Source organism: Bradyrhizobium sp. HKCCYLRH3061 (assembly GCF_051168015.1).
Classification (GTDB): Bacteria; Pseudomonadota; Alphaproteobacteria; order Rhizobiales; family Xanthobacteraceae; genus Bradyrhizobium.
In genome coordinates this window covers 260642-276818 of sequence record NZ_JBNPUE010000002.1, presented here as the reverse complement: position 1 = coordinate 276818, position 16177 = coordinate 260642, and the positions used below count along the sequence as shown (strand labels likewise).

The window sequence follows — 16177 nt, the reverse complement described above, 5'->3', positions numbered from 1 at the left end:
GCGGAGGGAAGGGTTGAGCGATGTCGGTTGATGCAACGAAACCTTCTGTCGTCACCACGCGCTGGTGGTGGGTGCGTCACGCGCCGGTGCGCAGCGACGGCGGCAATATCTACGGCCAGTCCGACATCGCCTGCGATACCTCCGATCGCGAGGTGTTCGAGGCGGTCGCAAAAATCCTGCCGCGCAGTGCGGCGTGGTATGCGAGCAATCTGATGCGCACGCATCAGACCGCCGAGGCGATCTGGGCCGCCGGCTTCCCGCGTCCCGCAGCGATGGTCAGGGAGGCCGCTTTTGCCGAGCAGCATCTCGGACAATGGCAGGGCATGAACCGCGCCGCGTTCCTGGCCAGCCGTCCCGCGGGCAGCCACTGGTTCGCCGCCATCGATGAGCCGGCGCCGGGCGGCGAGAGCTACATGGATCTGTACACCCGCGTCACCGCGGCGATTGCTCGTATCACCGTTTCGGAAGCCGGCCGCGACGTCATCGCCGTCGGCCATGGCGGCACCATCAAGGCTGCGGTGGGCCTCGCGCTCGGCGGCCTGGTCGAGAAGGGGCTGGCTTTCGACATCGACAACTGCTCGGTGACCCGGCTCGACCACATCGTGGCTGGCGGCATCAGCACTTGGCGGTTGCCGATGGTCAACCAGCAGCCATGGATCGCCGATGCCGCGCACCGCGCGATGCACCAGCCGGCCGGGCCGGAGGTGACGACGAGCAAGCTGGCGTAGTGAACTTCGTAGCCCGGATGAGCACAGCGACATCCGGGTTCACCGTTGCAGCGCGTGAGACCCCGGATGTCGCTACGCTCATCCGGGCTACGCGACCGAGCTCGCGGCTGCCATCCCGCAACTCATAACAACTCAACCCAGGAGGACTCCCCATGACCCTGTTCGACATGACCGGCAAGGTCGCCGTCATCACCGGATCGACCCGCGGCATCGGGCTCGCCATTGCCGAGCGCATGGCCGAGCATGGCGCCAAGGTGGTGATCTCGTCGCGCAAGGCCGATGTCTGCGATGCCGTCGCCAAGGAGCTCAATGACCGCTTCGGTGCAGGCACGGCGGCGGCCGTCGCCGCCAATATCTCCAGCAAGGAGAACCTGCAGAACCTGGTCGACGAGGCCAACCGCATCTACGGCAAGATCGACGTGCTGGTCTGCAACGCCGCCTCCAATCCCTATTACGGGCCGCTCGCCGGCATCTCCGACGATCAGTTCCGGAAGATCCTCGACAACAACATCGTCGCCAACAACTGGCTGATCAGCATGGTCGTGCCGCAGATGATCGCGCGCAAGGACGGCTCGATCATCATCGTGTCGTCGATCGGCGGCCTGAAGGGCTCGACCATCCTCGGTGCCTACGCGATCTCCAAGGCTGCCGACATGCAGCTCGCGCGCAACCTCGCCTGCGAATACGGCCCGCACAATGTGCGCGTGAACTGCATCGCGCCCGGCCTGATCAAGACCGATTTTGCCAAAGCCTTGTGGGACAATCCGGACAACCTCAAGGCATCCACCGCGCGCTCGCCGCTGCTCCGCATCGGCATCCCCGACGAGATCGCCGGCGCGGCGGTTTTCCTCGGCTCCGCCGCCGGCAATTTCATGACGGGCCAGACCATGGTGATCGACGGCGGCGCGACGATCAGTTGAGGGGAACTATTCGCGTGGCCGGCGTTGCGGCCTCACCCAACAGTGTCGTCCCGGCGAACGCCGGGACCCATAACCACCGGCCGTCATGAGGCAGGCAACTGGCAGTGACATCCCACGACATATCACGCGGTATGGGTCCCGGCGTTCGCCGGGACGACAGTTGTGGTTGTCGCTGCATCCGGGCAAACGTGATATGCCCCGTAGCCCGCATGAGCGGAAGCGACATGCGGGTTCACACGAAGAGTACGCGAGATCCCGGATGTCGCTGCGCTCATCCGGGCTACAAGCGCCCCCTCACTCCACCGCGGCATACACCACGTCGCGCACCAGCGTGCGCAGGTAGTCGCGCTGTCCAGGAGCCTGGGCCATGAACACGCAGAACAGCTCCTCCTTCGGATCGATCCAGAAGAACGTGCCGGCGATGCCGCTCCAGAAGAAGGTGCCGGGCGAGCCGGGGAAGGGGGCGATGCCGGCCTCGCGGCGCACGGCGAAGCCGAGGCCGAAACCGTGACCGGGCGACAGCAGGGTGCCCTGCGTCTTCACATGAGGCCCGAGATGGTCGGAGGCCATCAGCTCCAGCGTCTTTCGGCCGACCAGCCTGATGCCATCGAGGCTGCCGCGGTTGAGCAGCATGGCGCAGAACCGCGCGTAGTCCATGGTGGTCGCGACAAGGCCGCCGCCGCCGGATTCCATCAGAGGCTGCTCGGTCATCTTGAACAGGTTGACCGCCTCGCCGGTCCGCGGGTCCTTGGCGAACGGCTCGGCGAGCCGGCCGGCATTGACCTCCGCGGTGAAGAAGGCGGTCTCGTTCATGCCGAGCGGCTTGAGGATGCGCGCGGCGAGGAAGGCGCCGAGCGATTGGCCCGAGACGACCTCGATGATGCGCCCGAGAATGTCGGTCGAGCGGCTGTAGTTGAACTCGGCGCCCGGCTGGCAGATCAGCGGCAGGCCGGCGACGATTGTCGCGTGCTCGGCATTGGTGATCTTGCGGCTGCGCACCCGCGACTGCTGGTAGAGCTGGTGCACCGGCCCGGTGCCGGTGTGCTCATACGCGAGGCCCGAGGTGTGGCGCAGCAGGTCCTGGACCGTCATCGGCTGGGCGACCGGCACCAGCTCCAGCTGGCCGCCGGTCTCGACGCCCACTTTCTGCTCGCCGAATTCCGGGATGAACTTGGCGACCGGATCGGACAGCAGCAGCTCGCCGTCCTCGACCAGCATCATGATCCCGAGCGAGACGATCGGCTTGGTCATCGAGAAGATGCGGAAGATCGAATCCGGCCGCATCGGCGTGTCGGCGTCGGGCGTTTGCCGGCCGATGGCGTCGAACCAGCCGATCCGGCCGCGGCGGCCGACCAGCAGGGTGGCGCCGGGGATGGTTCCCTTGTCGGCCTCGCGCTTGAATGCATCGGAGGCCCGCTGCAGCCGAGCCTGGGACAGGCCCAGCGCCTCGGGGCGGTCATCCGGCAGCGGCGGCGTCAGCGAGCGGAGCGCGGAAAGGGGCACGCTGGATGCGGCAGTCGGCGGGGTCATGGGCTCTCCCTGAAGTCCTGTTGTCGGTTTGCATCAAGTCTGGCGCGGAAGTTGTGGTCTGACCAGTCGATTTGCCCCATTGCACCCTTGCATTCGGGGGGAGGTCTATGCTTCAAAGCGCGCGAACCGGCGACACTGTCCCGGCTCGCTAGGAGTGTAGCTCAATTGGTAGAGCACCGGTCTCCAAAACCGGGGGTTGGGAGTTCGAGCCTCTCCACTCCTGCCAGCGAGATCAAGCACTTAAGCCAAAAATCGACGAGACAGGTGAGGCCGGGGCCCGCGATGCGCGAGCCCCGAATGCGTTTCGGCGACCTCTTATTGCTTCACATAGGGACAGTTGCCGTCCTTCAGCGGCCGGAACACCTGGTCGCCGGGCACCTCCGCCAGCACCTTGTAATAGTCCCACGGGCCCTTCGATTCCTCCGGCTTCTTCACCTCGAACAGGAACATCGAGTGCACCATGCGGCCGTCCTCGCGCAGCACGCCGTTGTCGGTGAAGGCGTCGCGCACCGGGGTCTCGCGCATCTTGGCGAGCACCGGCCTGGTGTCGCGGGTGCCGGCGGCCTTGACGGCATTGAGATAGTGCAGGGTGGCGCTGTAGGTCGCGGCCTGGTTCATGGTCGGCATCCGCTTCATCTTGTCGAAGAACTTCTTGCCGAAGGCGCGGGTGCGGTCGTTGAGGTCCCAGTAATAGGCCTCGGTGATGATCAGGCCCTGCGCCAGCTTCAGGCCGAGGCTGTGGATGTCGGAGATGAACATCACGATGCCGGCGAGGTTCTGGCCGCCAGCGACGATGCCGAACTCGGCGGCCTGCTTGATGGTGTTGATGGTGTCGCCACCGCCATTGGCCATGCCGATGATCTTGGCCTTGGAGGCCTGGGCCTGCAGCAGGAAGGACGAAAAGTCCTGGTTGTTGAGGGGATGGCGGGCGCTGCCGACCACCGTGCCGCCGGCGGCGCGCACGACGTCGCCGGTGTCGCGCTCGATCGAATGGCCGAACAGATAGTCGGCGGTGATGAAGAACCAGGTGTTGCCGCCGTTCTTGACGATGGCGCTGCCGACCGTGTGCGCATTGCCGTAGGTGTCGTATGTCCAGTGCACGGTGTAGGGCGAGCAGGACTTGCCGGTGATGTCGGAGCTCGCGGCATCCGTCACGATCATCAGCTTCTCGAACTGCTTCGACATCTCCATGCCGGCGAGCGCGGTGGCCGAGGTCGGCATGTCGATGACCATGTCGACGGCCTCGTTCTCATACCATTTGCGCACGATCGCGGCGGCGATGTCGGCCTTGTTCTGCGGATCGGCGCTGATCACCTCGATCGGCTTGCCGAACATCGTGCCGCCGAATTCCTCGATGGCGAGCTTGGTCGCCTCGAGATTGCCCTGGCCGCCAATGTCCGAATAGACCGACGAGAAGTCGCTGAGCACGCCGATCTTGAGCGGCGCCTGGGCGCGGGCGGGGACGGCGGTGAGGACGAGAGTGGCAAGGCCGATGGCCGCAAGGCTCATCACGCCCTTCCGCGGGGCAGACATCATGGATTTCCTCCGGATCATTGTTCTTATGGGCTGCAGCATGCGGGCCCGAATCATCATGAGCAAGCGCGGGCTGCGCATGAACCACGGCATTTCGTCGCGGTGCTCCGCCGTTCTCCCATCGCGCGGAAAGACAGGGTCGGCAGCGGTAATCCGTGGCCAGTCTTCGAGGCCCGCGCGGCCGTTGAGCGAATGCTCGATGTCGGTCGGGCAGGCGCTGTTTTTTCCGTGCCGCGAACCCGGCAACACGGTAGGCTGCCGTTCAACCCTGCATTGAAGGCGCGAAAGAGGTTGGGAGCATGAGGAGTTTTGCTGCGCTGGCGGTCGGGAGCGGCATCGCACTGGCGCTCGGCTTGTTGTCGGTGCTGGCCTCACCCGCGATAGCGCAGACCAAGCCCGCGCAGGAGATCAAGCTGTCGTATTCGCCATGGGCGAAGGCCTGTACGCGCGAAGCAGATGTTGACGGCAAGCAGATCTGTTTCACCACCAAGACAGCGCGGTCCGCCGAGAACGAGCGAGTTGTCGTGGCCGTGCTCGTCGAGAGAGACGGGGAGGCCCGTAAGGTCTTAAGGGTGGTTCTCCCGCTCGGTCTGCAAACCGTTCACGGAACGCGGATCATCGTCGACGCGGAGAAGCCGATCCAGAGCACCTATTTGTTCTGCGGCGCAGACGGCTGCGTCTCGGACTACAATGCGACGCCTGAGCTGATCGAAATGCTGAAGAACGGCAAGAGCCTGGTCGTTCAAGCCATCAATGCGAATGGCGCACCGCTGTCGCTTCCGCTTCCGCTCGCCGATTTGGCCCAGGCGCTCGGTGCCAAGGCAGGCAACTGGAATGCTGTCGACGAGCAGCAAAGAAAGATGTTCGTGGCTCTGTTCAAGATCAGGAACAACAAGAGCCTCCCGATTTTGAAACCGAATCTCTCTGTCATGGCGCCCTGGACCAAGTTCTGCCTGAAGGGCAAGGACGCCGATGCCAAGTTGGTCTGCTTCACGGGCAAGGACGGCCGGATCGAAACGGGCCAACCCTTGCTCGCGGCCGTGGTCATCGAGCCGGAAGCCGACCCGAAGAGGCTGCTGCGGATCACGCTGCCGTTGGGCATGGATTTCGCCGAAGGCACCCGGTTGATGATCGACAGCGAGCGGAGTCTGCAGAAGCCGTTCATCATCTGCTTCAAGAACGGTTGTATGTCGGACTACGAGCTCACCCCGGAACTGTTGGGCAGCCTGCGCCGCGGTCAGACCATCAACGTTCAGGCCACGATGAATACCGGGCAGGTGGTTTCGATGAGCCTGCCCTTGCGTGACTTCAACAAGGCCTATGACGGGCCTCCGACGGACCCAAAAGCGTTCGAAGCCCAGCAGAAGAAGCTGCAGCAGGAGCTGGCGCAGCGCGCGAAGGGATCCAAGACGGGGCAGCAGGCCAACATCGCCGACGCCATCGGCGCCGACGCTGCGCCGCCCGCCCAGACCAAGCCGGCTGCCCTCGGTGCCGTTCTTGCTTCCGGCCACTCACCCGGCAAACGGATCGCTCTGGTGATCGGCAATTCGGCCTATCAGAACGTTCCGACGCTCCCCAATCCTGGCCGGGACGCCGCTCTGGTGGCGGACGCGCTACGCCGGGCGAATTTTCAGACCGTGATGCTGGAGAACGACCTGGGCAGAGATCAACTCGTCGGTGCGCTGCGCGAGTTTGCACGGCAGGCCGAGTCCGCCGACTGGGCCGTCGTCTATTACGCCGGACATGGCATGGAGGTCGCAGGAGTCAACTATCTCATCCCGGTCGATGCCAGGATCGCAAGCGATCGCGACATCAGCCTCGAAGCGGTCTCGATCGATCAGGTGCTCAACTCTGCGGAGCGGGCCAAGCAACTGCGCCTGGTGCTGCTGGATGCATGTCGCGACAATCCCTTCGCCAGTCAGATGAAGCGAACCATGACGGTGGCGTCCAGGTCCGTCAGCCGCGGTCTGGCGCAGATGGAGCCCGATCCCGGGACGCTGGTCGTGTTCGCCGCAAAGCATGGCGAGACCGCTCTCGACGGCGATACAGCGAACTCGCCGTTCGCCACGGCCTTCGTCAAGAACATGCAGGTTCCAGGTCTCGAGGTTCGCCGCCTGTTCGACAACGTGCGCGACGACGTGATGGACATGACCGAACGCCGGCAGCAGCCGTATACCTATGGCTCGGTGCCGGGGCGGGTCGACTTCTATTTTGCGACGCCGAAGTGAAACGCGTCGGCCGCACGCGCCCGGGGCAGATCCACCAACCGACCGGGCCGGAGGGCCGTGGGAGCGTCGTTCACCTCGGTACCTTGACCTTCGGCCGGGTCGACAGTAGATATCGAGGACCTGCAGCCGGCCCGCTACACGCGGATATCCGGCGCGGCTTTTCACTCCCCGAACAAGCGAGCCCGTGGATTCGGCTCATCTCTCCGACAAGAGGGTGGGCAACGGTCGGCTGTTCGGTTTTCCCAGTCAACTCTTCAATCGTCCGATGACGGACGAGGACCCCTGACGATGGCTACCAGCCCGTTCAAATTCCTGCAGGAAGTGCGCTCGGAGACCGCCAAGGTCTCGTGGCCGAGCCGTCGCGAGGTCACCATCACCACGATCATGGTGTTCGTGATGGTGGCGCTGGCCTCGATCTTCTTCTTCGCCGCCGATCAGATCATCCGTTATCTCATCACCCTCGTGCTGGGCATCCACTGATGGCAATCGCAACGCAAAGCTCCGACAAGCGCTGGTACATCGTCCACGCCTATTCGAACTTCGAGAAGAAGGTCGCGGAGTCGATCCGCGAGCAGGCCAAGCAGCGCAATCTCGAGGATCTGTTCGAGCAGGTGCTGGTGCCGATCGAGAACGTCACCGAGGTGCGCCGCGGCCGAAAGATCAACGCCGAGCGCAAGTTCTTCCCCGGCTACGTGCTGGTGAAGATGAAGCTGACCGACGAGGCGTTCCACCTGATCAAGAACACGCCCAAGGTGACCGGCTTCCTCGGTGCCGAGAACAAGCCGATGCCGATTTCCGAAGGCGAGGCGATGCGCATCCTGAACCAGATGCAGGAAGGCGTGGAGCGGCCGAAATCGTCGGTGTCGTTCGAGATCGGCGAGAACGTCCGCGTCGCCGACGGCCCGTTCGCCTCGTTCTCCGGCGTGGTCGAGGAAATCGATGAGGCCCGCTCGCGCCTCAAGGTCGCGGTGTCGATCTTCGGCCGCGCCACCCCGGTCGAACTCGAGTTCAACCAGGTCGAGAAGGTCGTCGGCTGAGGCCGGCGATCCACGCTTTCTCCGCCGTCAGAGCTGAGCCCGGAATCCATAGCCTCGATCGGGAATGGGACGGCGAAGTGCCAGCTCCAGCGTGCCTCACGCGGCACCCTGTGGCTATGGAGTCCGGGCTCGCCCTCCGGGCGCCCCGGAATGACGGGAGGAGGGAGCTTTGCCCTCAACCCTTTCCTTTTCGTCCGATCTCGTGTATCGGGCGCCCTTCGCTCCCCAAACGGGGGGCGATTTCGTTCGTGGGAGGCGTGACCGGCTTTGCCAGCCGGGCCAAGCGCGCCGGACCACGGTCCCAAACCTCGCCTGACGGGTTTTGTCGCCCCAAGGCGTTGCGTTCGCATCAGGCAAGGTCGCGAGCGCATTGGAGAATCCCAATGGCAAAGAAAGTAACCGGTTACCTGAAGCTTCAGGTGCCGGCCGGCGCGGCCAACCCGTCGCCGCCGATCGGCCCGGCGCTCGGTCAGCGCGGTCTCAACATCATGGAGTTCTGCAAGGCGTTCAACGCGCAGACCCAGAAGGAAGAGAAGAACACCCCGATCCCGGTGGTCATCACCATTTACGCGGACCGGTCCTTCACCTTCGAGATGAAGACCCCCCCGATGTCCTACTTCCTCAAGCAGGCCGCCAAGATCCAGTCGGGCTCCAAGGCCCCGGGTCGCGACAAGGCCGGCAAGGTGACCAAGGCGCAGGTGCGCGAGATCGCCGAGAAGAAGATGAAGGACCTGAATTGCGACTCGATCGAGTCGGCCATGAAGATGGTCGAGGGCTCCGCCCGCTCGATGGGTCTGGAAGTTGCGGGGTAAGCGGCCATGGCACTCGGAAAGCGTTTGAAGAAGGCCCGCGAGGGTATCGACCGCACCAAGCTCTACCCGCTTGCTGACGCGATCAAGATGATCAAGGAGCGGGCCGTGTCGAAGTTCGACGAGACCATCGAGGTCTCGATCAACCTCGGCGTCGATCCGCGCCACGCCGACCAGATGGTCCGCGGCGTCGTCATGCTGCCGAACGGCACCGGCCGTACGCTGCGCGTGGGCGTGTTCGCCCGCGGCGCCAAGGCCGAGGAAGCCAAGGCCGCCGGTGCCGACGTGGTCGGCGCGGAGGACCTGGTCGAGAAGGTGCAGAACGGCAACATCGACTTCGACCGCTGTATCGCCACCCCCGACATGATGCCGCTGGTCGGCCGTCTCGGTAAGGTGCTCGGTCCGCGCGGCATGATGCCGAACCCGAAGATCGGCACCGTGACCATGGACGTCGCCGGTGCCGTCAAGGGCGCCAAGGGCGGCTCGGTCGAGTTCCGCGTCGAGAAGGCCGGCATCATCCAGGCTGGCGTCGGCAAGGCCTCGTTCGCCGAGGACAAGCTGGTCGAGAACATCAAGGCGCTGGCGGATGCGGTGGTGAAGGCCAAGCCGGCCGGCGCCAAGGGCACCTACGTCCAGCGCGTCGCGGTGTCCTCGACGATGGGCCCCGGCGTCAAGGTCGAGCCGGGCACCGTGCTCGCGTAAGCGGCCGGGCATAGGTTAGTTAGAAGGGCGGGATCGTTCATCGATCCCGCCCTTCGCATTTGGAGTGCCTGCCGCCATGCCCGACAAGGTCCTGATCTATTCCCGCCTGCCGAAGTCGCTGACCCAGCGCTTTGCCGACCGCTTCGAACTGCTCGACAGCGGCGGCAAGCCGTCGCACGAGGTTTTTCCGGCGGACGAGGTCGCGCGGATCCGGGCGCTGATCACGGCCGGCGGCACGCCGCTCGGCGCAGTCGACATGGACAGGCTCCCGGCGCTCGGAGCGATCGTCTGCTATGGCACCGGCTATGACGGGGTCGACCTGAAGGCGGCCGCGGCCCGTAACATCGCCGTCGCACACAGCCCGGGCGCCAATGCCGCGGCGGTCGCGGACGTCGCTGTGATGCTGATGCTGGCGAGCACGCGGCGGCTGATGGTGGCAGACGCTTACGTCCGCGACGGGGGCTGGGCGTCCGCAAAACCATCGCCGCTGATGAAGCCGCCGCCGAGCCTCGCCGGCTGCAAGGTCGGCGTCTACGGCATGGGCGAGATCGGCCGCAAGATCGCGGCCCGGGTTGCGGTGTTCGAGACCGAAATCGGCTATTTCAGCCGCACGCGCTACGACGACCTGCCGTATCAATATTTCCCGAGCCTCGAGGCGCTCGCCGAATGGTGCACCGTGCTGATGATCGCGGTCCGTGCCAGCACCGAGACCACTCACGTCGTCAACGCCGGGCTCCTGAAGCGGCTGGGGCCCGACGGCCATGTCGTCAACATCTCGCGCGGCTCCGTCATCGACGAGCGCGCGCTGCTGGCGGCGCTACAGGACGGCACCATCGCCGGCGCCGGCCTCGACGTGTTCGAAACCGAGCCGCATGCGCCGGATGAGCTGACCATGCTGCCGAACGTGGTGGTGACCCCGCATATCGGCGGCAACACCAGGGAGGCGCACGTCGCCATGCAGGCCTGCGTGGTCGCCAATCTTACCGCGTTCTTCGCCGGCGAGCCGATGCCGCATCCGGTGAAGTAGCCGCAGGACGCGTGTTGTAGCCCGGATGAGCTTCGCCTTCGCCCTTTCGGGCGCAGCCGTCCGCTCATTCGGGCTACGGATCTCGCTCCGTCGCTGCCAGATCGTTCCGCGCCGGTGCAGAAATATTTTGATGCACTGCACGGCTCTGTGAATTGCGAGCCATTCTCGAATGCATCTAACTCGCGTTGTCGAACGAAAGACAGCGAGGGCGGCAATGGCGGCGTTCACATTGAAGATCAACGGGCGCGAGCATCAGGTCGATGTCGATCCCGGAACTCCCTTGCTCTGGGCCATCCGCGACAATGTCGGGTTGACCGGCACGAAGTATGGCTGTGGCGTCGCGCAGTGCGGCGCCTGCACCGTCTATGTCGATGGCCAGACCGTCCGCTCCTGCTCGTTGCCCGTCTCGGCGGTCGGAAAGAGCGAGGTGACCACGATCGAGGGGCTGACCTCCAAGGAAGCCGTCGCCGTGCAGAAGGCCTGGGCCACGCACGATGTGCCGCAATGCGGCTACTGCCAATCGGGGCAGGTCATGAGCGCGGCCGCGCTGCTCGGCCTCAATCCCAAGCCCACCGACCAGGACATCGACCTGGCGATGAACGGCAACATCTGCCGCTGCGCGACCTATGTCCGCATCCGCGCTGCGATCCATTCCGCCGCCAAGTCGCTGGAGGGCTGACGATGAATGCACATGTGAAGCCCGCTGCCTCAACCGCATTGTCCCGGCGTTCGCTCCTGAAAGCCGGCGCAGGCCTGGTGCTCGCCACCTATGTCGCCCGCAACGGTGTGGCTTACGCGCAGGATGGCGCCGCGGCCAAGTCCGTCAACATCGCGCCGAACACGTTCCTGGTGATCGGCCAGGACGACACCGTCACCGTTCTCTGCAAGCACATCGAGTTCGGACAGGGCCCGTTCACCGGCATGGCCACCCTGGTGGCCGAGGAGCTCGATGCCGATTGGTCGCAGATGCGCGCCGATCACGCGCCCTCGAATCCGGTGCTCTACAAGAATCTCTTGTTCGGGGTGCAGGGCACTGGTGGCTCGAGCGCGATCGCCAATTCCTACGAGCAGATGCGCAAGGTCGGCGCCGCCGCGCGCGCGATGCTGGTGGCTGCGGCCGCCGACGAATGGAAGGTGCCGGCTGAGGAGATCACGGTCGATAAAGGCATCGTCCGACATCCCTCCGGCAAACAGAGCGGTTTCGGCGCGCTGGCCACCAAGGCGATGCAGCAGCCGGTGCCGGCGAATCCGCAGCTCAAGGATCCCTCCGCCTTCAAGCTGATCGGCAAGGAAGGCGCCGTAACCCGGCTCGACAGCGTGGCGAAGTCGAACGGCTCGGCCGAGTATACGCTCGACATCAAGGATCCGGGGACCTTGACCGTGCTGGTGGCGCGCTCGCCGCGCTTCGGCGGCAGGGTGGCCTCGTTCGACGCATCAGCAGCGAAGGCCGTGCCTGGCGTCGTCGACGTCAAGGAGGTGCCAAATGGCGTCGCCGTCTATGCCGAGGGCTTTTGGCCGGCCAAGACCGCGCGCGACCTGCTCGAGATATCCTGGGACGACAGCAAGGCGGAGACGCGCGGGACGGCGCAACTGCTGGAGGAGTTTCGCGCGCGCGCAAAGAAGCAGGGCGCGCTGGTGAAGCAGGAGGGCGACGTTGACGCCGAGATCGCCAGGGGCGGCAGGCTGATCGAGACCGAGTTCGTCTTCCCGTATCTGGCCCATGCGCCGATGGAGCCGATCAACGCCTTCATCCACTGGAAAGGCGACACCGCCTCGGCGCGCTATGGCAGCCAGTTTCCGACGCCTGATCACGCCGTGATCGCGCAGGTGCTTGGGCTCGACATCGCCAAGGTCGATCTCAAGACGATTCTTGCTGGTGGCAGCTTCGGCCGCCGGGCGCAGCAGTCGACCCACGTCGCCACAGAGCTGGCGCAGGTCGCCAAGGCGATCGGGCCGGGACGTCCGGTCAAGCTGGTGTGGACCCGCGAGGATGATATGCGCGGCGGCTACTACCGACCGTTCAGCCTGCACCGGATGCGTGGTGTGGTCCGCGACGGCAAGATCGTGGCGTGGTCGGATACGATCGTCGGGCAGTCGATCATGAAGGGCTCGCCGTTCGAGGCGATGACCATGAAGAACGGCCTCGATTCGACGGCCTATGAGGGCTCCAACGAGATCCCTTACCAGGTGCCGAATTTCCGCTGCGACCTGCATCAGGTCGATGTCGGCGTGCCCGTGCTGTGGTGGCGCTCGGTCGGCCACACCCATACCGGCTACGCCGTCGAGGCGTTTGTCGATCAGTTGCTCGAAGCCGCCGGCCAGGATCCTGTGGAGGGACGACTGGCGATGATGGCCGACAAGCCGCGTCACGCCGGTGTGCTCAAGGCGGTCGCCGAGCTCGCGGACTGGAAGGGCGCCAAGCTCGAAGCGGGCCGTGCCCGCGGTGTGGCCGTGGTCGAGAGCTTCAACACCTACGTCGCCCAGGTGGTCGAGCTGTCGATGGGCGCCGACGGACCGGTCGTGCATAAGGTCTGGTGCGCTGTCGACTGTGGCGTCGCAGTCAATCCCGACATCATCCGCGCCCAGATGGAGGGCGGCATCGGCTTTGCGCTAGGCCACGTCCTCTATGCGCAGCAGCCGCTCGACGAGGGACGACCGGTGTCGGGCAATTTCGACACCTACCGCTCGCTGCGCATCCACGAGATGCCGCAGATCGAGGTTGCGATCGTGCCGTCGGCCGAGAAACCCTCGGGAGTCGGCGAGCCCGGCGTGCCACCGCTGGGACCTGCCGTCGCCAACGCCATGGCCAGGCTAGGTCTGCCGCGGCCCACCCAACTGCCGATCCGGCCGGGAGACACCGCATGAGCCTGTTCAGAACGGCGACGATGGCGCTGCTCGCTGGCAGCCTGGCTGCGGTTGCGATCGTAGCCCTGCCGGCACTGCGGCGCGCCGATGCGGCGCCCGAGGCGACGCGCGTCGCCGGCGGGCTCAAGCCGGTGGCGGACTTCGCCAGGATCAAGAGCAAGGACGAGCGCGCCGTGGCGCTGTTCGAAGAGGCCGGAAAGGTGCTGCAGTCGCCGCGATGCATGAACTGCCATCCGGCCGGCGACCGGCCGACCCAGACCGACAGGATGATTCCGCATCAGCCGCTGGTGGTCCGCGGCGAGGCCGGCATGGGTGCGCCCGGCGGGCTCGCCTGCACGACCTGCCACCACGAGGCCAATTTCGACGCGGCGCGCGTGCCGGGTAATCCCAAATGGCAGCTGGCTCCGATCGAGATGGCTTGGCAGGGCAAGTCGCTCGGCCAGATCTGCGCACAGATCAAGGATCCAAATCGCAACGGCGGCAAGACCATGGCGCAGCTGATTCACCATATGGCTGAGGATGAGCTGGTCGGCTGGGGCTGGAATCCGGGAGCAGGGCGGACCCCGGCCCCGGGAACCCAGAAGCAGTTCGGCGAGCTGATCAAGGCCTGGGCCGACGCCGGAGCGGCCTGTCCGAAGGGCTGAGGCGGGATTGCGCCCTGCGCGCGCAATGCCCGGTGGCCCTGATGAGCGCAGCGACATCCGGATCTCCGAACGCGCGTCCAGCGCGCCGGCTGTCGCTCATCCGGGCGACGGGGCTCCTACCCGGCTCCACGGCATGGCCCAACTGGTGCGATTTTTGCTCTTGGGGTCTTGGCAAGTCGCGATCGAGCGGTTAAAGAACCGGCTTCCAGGCGGGCCGGCTGTTGCTGGCGCGCCTGTGCGCGCATTCCGAAAGTTGAGAGGAGCCAGCATTCCTTTTGAGGATATCCGTTTGGATTTCTCGGAAGGAAGAAGGATCTTTCTGCTCTCGAAAATGCCGCAGGGGAGGTCGGTCCGCCGATCACCTCGATCCTGTCCGAGACTGCAGGCGCCGGCGTGGAATCCAATTTCCTCAATGGCTTAATCATCCAGCCTGCATAGACGGGTGAAGACCGGATTTCGGCATGTCCACTGCCTTCGTCGTGGTGGCATGCAGGTTTGGTTCGAACCTCGACACTCCGCGAGCCTCCTAGGGATCCCTGGGGCTTTCGGAAGGGCAGGCTATTCATCGCCGTTTTGCCTTGCGTGTCCTCGGGTTCTTCCGTCCGGAGGTCAGGTTTGGTGGGACGGCGGGTGCAACCCGGCGGTCCCGCTTTCGGGCGAAGGCCGCCAACCGGAGAGAGCTTGCTGTGGAACGAGCGGCAAAAAAAGAGGCGGTCGAGCAGCTGCACGAGGTCTTCAAGACCACGGGCGTTGCCGTCGTCGCTCACTATTCCGGCCTCACCGTGGCCCAGATGCAGAAGCTGCGCATGCAGATGAAGCAGGCTGGCGCGTCGGTGAAGGTCTCGAAGAACCGTCTCGCCAAAATTGCTCTTGAAGGCACGGACGTCGTCGGCATCGGTTCCCTGTTGAAGGGGCCGACCGTGATCGCAACTTCGAGCGATCCTGTCGCGGCGCCCAAGGTTGCCATCGAATTCGCCAAGGCGAACGAAAAGTTCGTCATCCTCGGCGGCTCGATGGGCTCAACCGTCCTGAATGTCGACAGCGTCAAGGCTCTGGCCTCGCTGCCGTCGCTGGACGAACTGCGCGGCAAGCTCGTCGGCCTGATCCAGGCTCCGGCGACCAAGCTCGCCCAGCTCGCCAATGCACCCGCGGCCAAGGTCGCGCGCGTCATTCAGGCTCATGCCTCAAAGGGCGAAGCGGCCTGACGCCCTTCGCAAACACTCACAACCTGGTTTCGAACCGAACCAAATCAAGGAACTACTTCAATGGCTGACCTGCAGAAGATCGTCGACGACCTCTCGGCCCTCACCGTTCTTGAGGCCGCTGAGCTCGCCAAGCTCCTGGAAGAGAAGTGGGGCGTGTCCGCCGCGGCCGCCGTGGCCGTCGCTGCTCCGGGTGCCGGTGGCGCCGCTGCCGCTCCGGCGGAAGAGAAGACCGAGTTCACCGTTGTCCTGGCTTCGGCCGGCGACAAGAAGATCGAGGTCATCAAGGAAGTCCGCGCCATCACCGGCCTGGGCCTGAAGGAAGCCAAGGACCTCGTCGAGGGCGCTCCGAAGCCGGTCAAGGAAGGCGTCAACAAGGACGAGGCCGAGAAGATCAAGGCTCAGCTCGAGAAGGCTGGCGCCAAGATCGAGCTCAAGTAATCGCTTCGATTACGCGAACGAAGTCCCCGGGCTGCCATGGGCAGGTCCGGGGCTTTCGAGAGATTATGATGGCCGGGTGGTAACATCGCCCGGTCATCATGTGGACAAGGAGTTTTGCAGGGGTATTGGGCGCGGCTCGGAATCACTGCAAAAGGCGTGCAACGGAACCGTCTGTTGTGGGCTGAACACGGAAAAGTGTGGAGATTTGGGGGCTTCGCTCTCGAATCTCGATTATTGTCAACCCATATTGGGTCGGCAGCACGAAAAGCCGGTTGATCGGTGGAGTGGCGTCTCCGTCCGTAAGCCGCTGGGAGATAGGCAATTTCGGGCTTTTGCAGTCCGTGACGAGATGGTTGTGACGAGCGGGTGCGTCCTCGCGCCTCGCGCGTCGTTTTGCGTTTTGCTGGTCTGAAGAACAGATCTGGGACGTTTCCGTTCCGGCTTTGAGCCTCAGATCCTCGAAATGGATCGAAATTCAACCCGAAGGGGCGGTGGCAGCCGCTGTTTCGGA

General features: G+C 64.8%; 15 protein-coding genes and 1 tRNA gene. 14 read left to right on the top strand and 2 right to left on the bottom strand.

Annotated elements, in window-relative coordinates; all coding sequences use genetic code 11:
* The first annotated feature begins 20 nt into the window (after window positions 1–20).
* Window positions 21–728 carry a histidine phosphatase family protein gene (locus tag ACQR2C_RS05175; protein ID WP_434880617.1) on the top strand — a complete coding sequence of 236 codons (708 nt, stop codon included), beginning with the start codon at window positions 21–23 and terminating at the stop codon, window positions 726–728.
* Window positions 729–880: 152 nt separating this feature from the next.
* A complete protein-coding gene (locus ACQR2C_RS05170) occupies window positions 881–1648 on the top strand; it encodes an SDR family NAD(P)-dependent oxidoreductase (RefSeq protein ID WP_315800985.1) in 768 nt (255 codons plus the stop codon).
* 294 nt (window positions 1649–1942) lie between these two features.
* Here the strand turns inward: ACQR2C_RS05170 and ACQR2C_RS05165 are convergent, their stop codons facing one another.
* Entirely contained in the window at window positions 1943–3178 is a 1236-nt protein-coding gene (locus tag ACQR2C_RS05165) for a serine hydrolase domain-containing protein (protein ID WP_434880616.1), read from the bottom strand.
* 150 nt (window positions 3179–3328) lie between these two features.
* On the opposite strand from ACQR2C_RS05165, the gene ACQR2C_RS05160 reads away from it, so the two are divergent.
* Window positions 3329–3404 (top strand) — tRNA-Trp (locus ACQR2C_RS05160).
* A gap of 89 nt (window positions 3405–3493) precedes the next feature.
* On the opposite strand, the gene ACQR2C_RS05155 is transcribed toward ACQR2C_RS05160, so the two are convergent.
* Window positions 3494–4714 (bottom strand): ABC transporter substrate-binding protein, encoded by a 1221-nt coding sequence (locus tag ACQR2C_RS05155; protein WP_434874292.1) that lies wholly within the window; start codon window positions 4712–4714, stop codon window positions 3494–3496.
* Between the two features lie 359 nt (window positions 4715–5073).
* Between ACQR2C_RS05155 and ACQR2C_RS05150 the strand changes: the two genes are divergently transcribed.
* From ACQR2C_RS05150 to rplL, 11 genes are all read left to right on the top strand, one after another.
* Window positions 5074–6939, top strand: a complete 1866-nt coding sequence (locus ACQR2C_RS05150) for an invasion associated locus B family protein (RefSeq protein WP_315801371.1) — start codon at window positions 5074–5076, stop codon at window positions 6937–6939.
* Between the two features lie 288 nt (window positions 6940–7227).
* Window positions 7228–7419 (top strand): preprotein translocase subunit SecE, encoded by a 192-nt coding sequence (secE, locus tag ACQR2C_RS05145; protein ID WP_315800982.1) that lies wholly within the window; start codon window positions 7228–7230, stop codon window positions 7417–7419.
* Window positions 7419–7976, top strand: coding sequence for a transcription termination/antitermination protein NusG (gene nusG / locus ACQR2C_RS05140; RefSeq protein WP_009031827.1), 558 nt, complete (start codon window positions 7419–7421; stop codon window positions 7974–7976). Before secE ends, nusG begins: the two co-directional genes overlap by 1 nt.
* 383 nt (window positions 7977–8359) lie before the next feature.
* Window positions 8360–8788, top strand: coding sequence for a 50S ribosomal protein L11 (gene rplK, locus ACQR2C_RS05135; RefSeq protein ID WP_012045056.1), 429 nt, complete (start codon window positions 8360–8362; stop codon window positions 8786–8788).
* Between the two features lie 6 nt (window positions 8789–8794).
* Window positions 8795–9487 (top strand): 50S ribosomal protein L1, encoded by a 693-nt coding sequence (rplA, locus tag ACQR2C_RS05130; RefSeq protein ID WP_315754183.1) that lies wholly within the window; start codon window positions 8795–8797, stop codon window positions 9485–9487.
* A 76-nt stretch (window positions 9488–9563) separates the two neighbouring features.
* Window positions 9564–10514, top strand: coding sequence for an NAD(P)-dependent oxidoreductase (locus ACQR2C_RS05125; protein ID WP_434880615.1), 951 nt, complete (start codon window positions 9564–9566; stop codon window positions 10512–10514).
* Window positions 10515–10728: 214 nt separating this feature from the next.
* Window positions 10729–11193, top strand: a complete 465-nt coding sequence (locus tag ACQR2C_RS05120; protein WP_434880614.1) for a (2Fe-2S)-binding protein — start codon at window positions 10729–10731, stop codon at window positions 11191–11193.
* Between the two features lie 2 nt (window positions 11194–11195).
* Window positions 11196–13379: a molybdopterin cofactor-binding domain-containing protein gene (locus ACQR2C_RS05115; protein WP_434880613.1), complete on the top strand. Its 2184-nt coding sequence runs from the start codon at window positions 11196–11198 to the stop codon at window positions 13377–13379.
* Window positions 13376–14023 carry an Isoquinoline 1-oxidoreductase subunit gene (locus ACQR2C_RS05110; RefSeq protein WP_315800978.1) on the top strand — a complete coding sequence of 216 codons (648 nt, stop codon included), beginning with the start codon at window positions 13376–13378 and terminating at the stop codon, window positions 14021–14023. The genes ACQR2C_RS05115 and ACQR2C_RS05110 overlap by 4 nt, the downstream gene beginning before the upstream one ends.
* Window positions 14024–14709: 686 nt before the next feature.
* The gene (gene rplJ / locus ACQR2C_RS05105; RefSeq protein ID WP_434880768.1) at window positions 14710–15228 is read left to right on the top strand and encodes a 50S ribosomal protein L10; all 519 of its coding nucleotides are present in this window, start codon (window positions 14710–14712) and stop codon (window positions 15226–15228) included.
* A gap of 60 nt (window positions 15229–15288) precedes the next feature.
* Window positions 15289–15666: a 50S ribosomal protein L7/L12 gene (gene rplL, locus ACQR2C_RS05100; RefSeq protein WP_172108050.1), complete on the top strand. Its 378-nt coding sequence runs from the start codon at window positions 15289–15291 to the stop codon at window positions 15664–15666.
* Window positions 15667–16177 lie beyond the last annotated feature (511 nt).

Excerpts from the sequence above, each read along its gene's own strand:
- ACQR2C_RS05175 (WP_434880617.1), top strand. The coding sequence starts at position 21 with ATGTCGGTTGATGCAACGAAACCTTCTGTCGTCACCACGCGCTGGTGG.
- ACQR2C_RS05170 (WP_315800985.1), top strand. The coding sequence starts at position 881 with ATGACCCTGTTCGACATGACCGGCAAGGTCGCCGTCATCACCGGATCG.
- ACQR2C_RS05165 (WP_434880616.1), bottom strand. The coding sequence starts at position 3,178 with ATGACCCCGCCGACTGCCGCATCCAGCGTGCCCCTTTCCGCGCTCCGC.
- ACQR2C_RS05155 (WP_434874292.1), bottom strand. The coding sequence starts at position 4,714 with ATGATGTCTGCCCCGCGGAAGGGCGTGATGAGCCTTGCGGCCATCGGC.
- secE (WP_315800982.1), top strand. The coding sequence starts at position 7,228 with ATGGCTACCAGCCCGTTCAAATTCCTGCAGGAAGTGCGCTCGGAGACC.
- nusG (WP_009031827.1), top strand. The coding sequence starts at position 7,419 with ATGGCAATCGCAACGCAAAGCTCCGACAAGCGCTGGTACATCGTCCAC.
- rplK (WP_012045056.1), top strand. The coding sequence starts at position 8,360 with ATGGCAAAGAAAGTAACCGGTTACCTGAAGCTTCAGGTGCCGGCCGGC.
- rplA (WP_315754183.1), top strand. The coding sequence starts at position 8,795 with ATGGCACTCGGAAAGCGTTTGAAGAAGGCCCGCGAGGGTATCGACCGC.
- ACQR2C_RS05125 (WP_434880615.1), top strand. The coding sequence starts at position 9,564 with ATGCCCGACAAGGTCCTGATCTATTCCCGCCTGCCGAAGTCGCTGACC.
- ACQR2C_RS05120 (WP_434880614.1), top strand. The coding sequence starts at position 10,729 with ATGGCGGCGTTCACATTGAAGATCAACGGGCGCGAGCATCAGGTCGAT.
- ACQR2C_RS05115 (WP_434880613.1), top strand. The coding sequence starts at position 11,196 with ATGAATGCACATGTGAAGCCCGCTGCCTCAACCGCATTGTCCCGGCGT.
- ACQR2C_RS05110 (WP_315800978.1), top strand. The coding sequence starts at position 13,376 with ATGAGCCTGTTCAGAACGGCGACGATGGCGCTGCTCGCTGGCAGCCTG.
- rplL (WP_172108050.1), top strand. The coding sequence starts at position 15,289 with ATGGCTGACCTGCAGAAGATCGTCGACGACCTCTCGGCCCTCACCGTT.